We start from the raw sequence: 6,562 nt of genomic DNA on the forward strand, positions 1-6,562 counted from the left end.
TGGGTCAATACCAAGGGAATGTAGATAGGCAACTAGTTTTTCTTTTTGTTGGCGTTCTCGAATAGCAATAGCTTCCGCCTGCTCCTTTGCTAAGCGTTCCCGAATAGCGATAGCTTCTGCTTGTTCCGCACGCTCATTTCCCGTCAATAACAAGCTCCCTTTTTCATCCCACCATCTTAACCACGGTGTGGGTGGGTTCTGGTTGTCATACAGTATTCCCAATTCTATGCCCATCTCTTGTATGGCATAGTGTCCTTGCCTGTTTGCCTTGATTTCTTTGTATCTTTTTCCCTGTAAATGATATACCTCCAGTGTACCTTTAAAACTATTGAATATAGCATAGTATGATACTTTTACCGCTTGTTCATACACCCAGAACTTCCCAGCTTTCTTTAGTTTATTAGTTTCTGGATCTATCTCATCTTCTTCTGGTGGCGGGGAACTGTCTTTTTCCTCCTTCCCATTTTTAGACGCAAATTCTATCACTATGAAGGGAGGTACTTTTTCCTTCCATAGCACATAGGACCTTCTCAATTGCCCATTTAGTCTGGATGGCACTCCAGGAACATAGAACCAATCTGGTGCTTCTACACCTTTTTCCGGAAGTTCTGTGAACCGCCAATATATACCACTATCTTGTCCTATGCAATAGTCTCCATTGGGATGGATTTCTTTTAGTAAGGGTTCAATTGATGTGGTTAATATTGAGCGTGTTCCTGTTGCTACTGGTTTAACTTGTTTTTCTATTTTTTCAGCATCTGTACTTGTGATGAGGATGTGTATGTTAGATATCAGGGGAATTGTTTTGATAAACAGAACAGAAAAATCAGATACTCATTGAGCGAAAAGTAATTGAAATAGTTCAGAGATTGTTTGACGGAAAACGTTTTTCGTCAATGTTATAATTTAGTCAAGACCCCTAAAAAGAGAACATGACTAAAACTATCGCTGTCTTTAACCAAGCGGGTGGGGTGATGAAAACCACCCTGACAATGAACCTGGGTTATGATCTGGCAAAAAAATATAAGGTCCTACTCATTGACCTAGACCCACAAGCATCTCTAACCACATTTATGGGGATTCAACCCCACGAGCTTAATGAAATCATCTCCAATCCACTTCTTAACCCAGGAGCTAAATTACCAATCCATAATTTACACGGTATGGATCTAGCCCCAGCAAATATAACTCTTAGTGCTGTAGAATTACAATTAGCTGGCGTAATGGCGAGAGAAACCAGATTAAAACAAGTTCTAGAACCTATCTCCCACAAATACGACTTTATTTTCATTGACTGCCCCCCTTCCCTCGGTATTCTCAGTATTCTCGGTTTATCTGCTGCTAGTTATGCCTTAATTCCAGTCCAAACTCATTACAAGGCATACAAAGGAACAGAACTATTACTGGATAGCATTAAACAGGTAAAACAACATATTAATAAAAATTTGAATATTGCTGGGTTTGTGCCAACCTTATACGTTAACGCGAACCAAGATAAGGTAATACTGGATGGTTTAGAGCGGCAGTTATCAATGTTGGGGAAGGTATATCCAAAAATCCCCCGCGCCACGGCTTTTGCAGATGCGGCAATGAATAGTCAACCATTAGCCGTGTATGACCCAAAACATCAGGCGCTGACGGTACTGAAAGAGATAGCGAAGGGTATGGAAAAACTCTAATGGTCAAAAAAACTCTCGAACTCCCAAGAATGCGTGGCATACAAGATTTATTAAGCATAAACATGGATGTGGAATCTCCAACCACTACCATTGGTATTGATAAAATCAGATTACCTGCCAAGCAAGCGCGTCGTTATTTTGATGTTGAAAAACTAAATCATTTAGCACAATCAATTCAAGAACACGGTATTTTACAACCTTTATTAGTGCGTCCTTTTTCTGGAGTTTCTGGCGAATACGAATTGGTTGCTGGTGAACGCCGACTCAGAGCAGCTCAAATAATAGGTTTAAAAGAAGTCCCGATTATCTCAAAAGATCTATCTGATATTCAAAGGTCGCAAATCACTTTATTAGAAAACTTACAGCGGGAAGATCTCAGCCCCCTGGAAGAAACTGAGGGAATTCTGGAATTGCTTGGCATTCAACTTGATGTAGCGCCTAGTGACATTATCTCAATTCTTAACCAAGCTGCTAATAACAAAAGACGTAACTTGGAATTGACGGAAAACGTTTTCCGTCAGATAGAAACCATAGAGAAGGTCTTTTCTACGATTGGAAAGTTTAGTGCTGAAAGTTTCAGGACTAGCCGTTTACCACTGTTGAATTTACCTGGTGATTTACTAGATGTATTACGTCAGGGAAAACTTGAATACACTAAAGCTAGGGTCATAGCCCAAGTTAAGGATGAAGGTAAACGTAACGAACTAATCAATAAAGCTATAAGTGACAATTTGTCACTTAATGAAATTAAGCAGTTACTCAAGATCTCGAAATCAGCAGAAACTACTATTGAAGAAACTTTGAGAACAAGATACACCGCTATCGCCAAAAGGTTAAAGAATACTAAGGTTTGGGAGGATGTCAAGAAAACTAAGAAACTAGAAAAACTCCTGAAGGACTTAGAAGAGTTATTAGACTAGATGCGATCGCTTTCTATAGTTTCGAGTGCGATCGCTCTTTTTACCTAAGCCTTTTTACTATTACTCTACTCCAAAGCGATCGCTTGTCAAAACATTTATATTTTTCCCGTTCTCCCTGAAAAGTAAGGTTTTGAATACGCCTGTCAAGCGCTGGACTAACATCAGCAACTCCATAAGCATTAGTGCTAAAGCGATCGCCAAGATACTCAGCTAAAACATCCTGTTCCGTACCAGGAAGGGCAAAGGTAAATTTGCCGGGAGCCAAAGTTAAAGCAGTATCAACCTTATCTCTCAATCGCTTCGCCAATTCATCCCGCTCAATAGTCAACTGCTGCATGTGAGCTAACAAGATAATCTTGTTAATACCCTGTGCTTTGAGTATATCTACAGAAGTCTGAATTTCCGCAGCTAATGCGTCATAGTCAATGGGGTTAGCTGGCTTAACTATAGTGCTGCCACTTGAAGAGATATTTGCCAAAGTTGGTGTGGTTGCACCCACAATGCCAATTCTTTGGTCGTCAGCAGTGCCAGTAATACCATCAATACCCGCAACATTGATGATGGTACTTTTAGCAATTTTGCCCTTAATAGAGCTGGCATGGGCGGTATTTTGGTTGGGGGCCAGGTCAGTTGCACTGAGGTTACCCGCTGTAATTTCAGGGCTAAAATCCAGGTTAGTACTCAAATAGGGGAAGTTGGTCCCTGGGTTACCGCTTCCTGTCCTGAGAATATCACGCACTTGTCTCACACCCAGGTCAAACTCATGGTTGCCCAATGCGGAAGCTTGAATGCCAATCCCATTCAGAATGCCAATATCACCACGTCCAATGACTGGAGTAGTGCTAGAGCCTAATCCACCTACATTATTCAACTTGGTATCGCTGGAAGCATTAAAAAATGCGCCTGGAATATAGTTATCACCAGAGGAGAGAATTAACGTGTTGGTTTTGTATTTAGGATCATCCTTGAGTTTATTGACAACAGCTGAAAAGCCAACAACATCAGTAACAGCAGGAATGCCACCCTCAAAGTCTGAACCATGGAGAACTTGTAAGGTAAAATTTGTTGTGCTAGTTAGAGATAATTCAGAATCAAATTCACTATTACTTTTACTGGTTTGAATATACTCAAACTCTACGTGTTGGGACGGAATTATATTATTTATAATAACCCGCAAAGCAAAAATACTAATGTAACCTTCAAGTGACATTAGCAGTCGGAGTAGTAACATTACTATTAGTTGGGTTAAAGAGAGCAACTTTAAATCCTTTACCTGCTTCAACATCAGTATCTCCTGACACATTTAACATAATAATTTTAGTCATTATCTATTAATGGAAAGACTTTACCTCAGATCTGTTGGTCTCTCAATCTACGTTACTGGAACTCACGGAAAAAGTGCGATCGCATGTCCCGATTTTTTCCATAGGTTCAGCAGTATTAACAGGAGATAGTAAACCTAATGGGCGATCGCCTGTCCCAATTTCTTCTCAAGAGAAATTAACCAAAGTCTTTTACTGGTTGGATAGATTCAGGAATGTTAACAGTAGATATGCGATCGCCCATCCTGCTCTCAAGATCAGGATGGTGACCACCATAACTCAAATTGTATTTCTGCATTTTCTTACCTCTCCTGTCTATTCCTCCATTAACAGAGCCTCAACATTTTAAACCTTATGATCCTTGACAGCTTTTTCCTGGATTAATTCTTCAATCTCTGCCAGTTTCTTGCGAAGGGCTTCCTGAAACTCCATTAATTGAGACACCTCAACTTTCTTCAACGCTTCCCCAGAAACTTTATACAAAGAGCGTGTTGCTGTTGCTACTGGTTTAACTTGTTTTTCTATTTTTTCAGCGTCTGTACTTTGTGAAGCGATCGCCTCAGTGACTAAATGCCGGGTTTTTTGTACAGATAATTTTTCTGCTAATACCTTTTGGGTGATGTTGATTCTAATTTCTTCTGCTTCTGATTCTGGTAGTCCCAAATTTTTTGCAGAAAGTTTTTGTAATGCCATTGCGTGAACACCTTTAAGACCAGAAGACCTAATAGCAGCTTTCAAGTCTTCAGCTAAAGAAAGCATGGGAAAAATATTAGCATCAATAGAAGCAGGATTAAGTTGTAAATCCAAAAGTATCGTCAACACTGCTACTTCTCGCTCATCTAAGTCCAAAGTAGCTAAACCTTGTTGTTGTTCCTCTGGGGTTACCGTGAGCAGTTCAACAACAGAGTTCATTCGTTTTTGTGCATTCAACCGTCGCACTACTGTTGAAAGAATCCGGGGAATATCCTGGGGTTCTAAACCGGTGTTAGTTGCCAATTCCCGGACAATAGCTTCGGCTTTATCAAGAGGATTGAGGTCTTCCCGGTGTAATGAAGTAATTAAAGCCTTGCGGTGTAGAGCATCAGGTTCAGGAATAATAACAGCTTGCAGGTTTTGCCAACCCAAGTGTTTAGCACTGCGCCAACGCCGTTCCCCATCAAATATAACTAAGTGTTCCCGTTGAATTAAAATAATTGGCTCTAGTTGTCCGTCTGATACCAGGGAACGAGACATAGATTCAATACTTTCTGATAAAAAAGTTTGTCTCGGTTGCTCTGGGTTAGCTTGAATTTTTTCTAAGGGAATATATTGGATACCTGATTGTGATTGAAGTTGTGCTCTGAGTGTTTGTAACTGTGTTTCTAACTCACTTGACCCTTGAGAGCGGAGTTCTTCGATTTCAGCTTTTAGGCGTTGAATTTCTGCCTCAGCTTCTGATAACTGTTGGGATTGCTTTGCGCCTGAAAAATAATTGGTGAGGTCAGGAGATTTACGGGTAGTCATAAGTTAGCACAGTTTTAATTTGTTTATTCAAACAGCGATCGCGCGGAGTGGAGTACCAATAGCGCAGCATAGCCTCAGTCCTCTTGGTTAAGCCGTGACTTTCTCTTTGGTCTTGCTACCAATCAAATCGGCTAATTTTGAGGCAATTTCTTTAAAGTCATCCTTTGCTGGATGACTGGGACGGTGAATAGGTAATGGTAATCCTTGTGCACAGGCGTTAACAAATTCAGCACTATCCCGAACTTCTGGAAAAGCATGGATATTCATCTGCTCTAACTGAGATGGCAATGCAGCTAACATTTGTCTATGGGCTGCACGTCGAGCATCATATTGGTTGGGAACAAAGCCGAGAATTTCTGGTGTGGGTTTTAAGCGTAAGTGCTTGCAATGGTAGTAATACCATTCCAGTAAATTAGCTGCTCCTTGAATTGATTTGGGTTCTAGCTGGACAGGAATAATTATGTGTGTACTGGCTGTCAGTGCCATTAAAGGTAAGGGACCCAGGGTGGCTGGACAATCAAAGATGATTAAATCATGTTTCAGAGGATAGTCAGTTAGGCGATCACCTAATAAGTAAGCTCCTCTTTTGTGTAAAACTAATTCATCTGCTGTTTGGGTCAGAACCATCCCACCCTGACAAATAACTATTTTATCGGTGTGTTCACTCCAGCAGGGTGTCAACGGCCAGTTACCATCAAAATCATCTTTGAGGACAGCAGCTAAAGTGTGTTCTGGTTCTGGTTGATTTAAACCACAAAACAGTGTTAGTGACCCTTGCGGATCAAGGTCAAACAGTGCTACCTTAAAACTATGTTTTGCTAGAGCATGAGCCAGATGGACCGAAAGGGTTGTCTTACCACTTCCTCCGGCATTACTTATTACAGCTAATCTAATTTGCATGACCATTTTTTTGATATTAGGGAGTATCATACATAGACTTCTCCACCTCATATATCAATATCTGATGTTCTGATGTGGGAGTATCATATATCGAATTTTTTAAATCATATATCAATATCTGAGGAATTAGACAATTTAGCTCCCCAACTTTCTCGAGGGAATTTTCTGAAAATGGTAATGAACGCGATCGCAAAGCACTCTCTACGGGAGAACGCATGTCTCAAGAGATATCAGGATG

6 protein-coding genes are annotated in these 6,562 nt (G+C 40.5%); 2 read left to right on the forward strand and 4 right to left on the reverse strand.

Annotated features, from left to right (window positions below):
* A partial coding sequence (locus tag ASL19_RS14970) for a Uma2 family endonuclease (protein ID WP_082604708.1) occupies window positions 1–816 on the reverse strand: 816 nt, incomplete at its 3' end.
* Window positions 817–932: 116 nt separating this feature from the next.
* On the opposite strand from ASL19_RS14970, the gene ASL19_RS14975 reads away from it, so the two are divergent.
* Both ASL19_RS14975 and ASL19_RS14980 read left to right on the forward strand, forming a co-directional pair.
* Window positions 933–1,679, forward strand: coding sequence for a ParA family protein (locus ASL19_RS14975; RefSeq protein ID WP_057178952.1), 747 nt, complete (start codon window positions 933–935; stop codon window positions 1,677–1,679).
* A complete protein-coding gene (locus tag ASL19_RS14980; protein ID WP_057178953.1) occupies window positions 1,679–2,599 on the forward strand; it encodes a ParB/RepB/Spo0J family partition protein in 921 nt (306 codons plus the stop codon). Before ASL19_RS14975 ends, ASL19_RS14980 begins: the two co-directional genes overlap by 1 nt.
* A gap of 40 nt (window positions 2,600–2,639) precedes the next feature.
* On the opposite strand, the gene ASL19_RS18740 is transcribed toward ASL19_RS14980, so the two are convergent.
* From ASL19_RS18740 to ASL19_RS14995, 3 genes are all read right to left on the reverse strand, one after another.
* On the reverse strand, window positions 2,640–3,884 hold the full coding sequence (locus tag ASL19_RS18740; RefSeq protein ID WP_057178954.1) for a hypothetical protein: 1,245 nt from the start codon (window positions 3,882–3,884) through the stop codon (window positions 2,640–2,642).
* 382 nt (window positions 3,885–4,266) lie between these two features.
* Window positions 4,267–5,424: a ParB/RepB/Spo0J family partition protein gene (locus ASL19_RS14990; protein WP_057178955.1), complete on the reverse strand. Its 1,158-nt coding sequence runs from the start codon at window positions 5,422–5,424 to the stop codon at window positions 4,267–4,269.
* Between the two features lie 87 nt (window positions 5,425–5,511).
* Window positions 5,512–6,324, reverse strand: coding sequence for a ParA family protein (locus ASL19_RS14995; RefSeq protein ID WP_057178956.1), 813 nt, complete (start codon window positions 6,322–6,324; stop codon window positions 5,512–5,514).
* Window positions 6,325–6,562 lie beyond the last annotated feature (238 nt).

Origin of the sequence: Cylindrospermopsis sp. CR12, assembly GCF_001432185.1 — a bacterium.
Taxonomy (GTDB): domain Bacteria; phylum Cyanobacteriota; class Cyanobacteriia; order Cyanobacteriales; family Nostocaceae; genus Raphidiopsis; species Raphidiopsis raciborskii.

What these genes read in the sequence shown, in the direction of transcription:
- ASL19_RS14975 (WP_057178952.1), top strand. Translation starts at nt 933, where the DNA reads ATGACTAAAACTATCGCTGTCTTTAACCAAGCGGGTGGGGTGATGAAA.
- ASL19_RS14980 (WP_057178953.1), top strand. Translation starts at nt 1,679, where the DNA reads ATGGTCAAAAAAACTCTCGAACTCCCAAGAATGCGTGGCATACAAGAT.
- ASL19_RS18740 (WP_057178954.1), bottom strand. Translation starts at nt 3,884, where the DNA reads ATGTTGAAGCAGGTAAAGGATTTAAAGTTGCTCTCTTTAACCCAACTA.
- ASL19_RS14990 (WP_057178955.1), bottom strand. Translation starts at nt 5,424, where the DNA reads ATGACTACCCGTAAATCTCCTGACCTCACCAATTATTTTTCAGGCGCA.
- ASL19_RS14995 (WP_057178956.1), bottom strand. Translation starts at nt 6,324, where the DNA reads ATGCAAATTAGATTAGCTGTAATAAGTAATGCCGGAGGAAGTGGTAAG.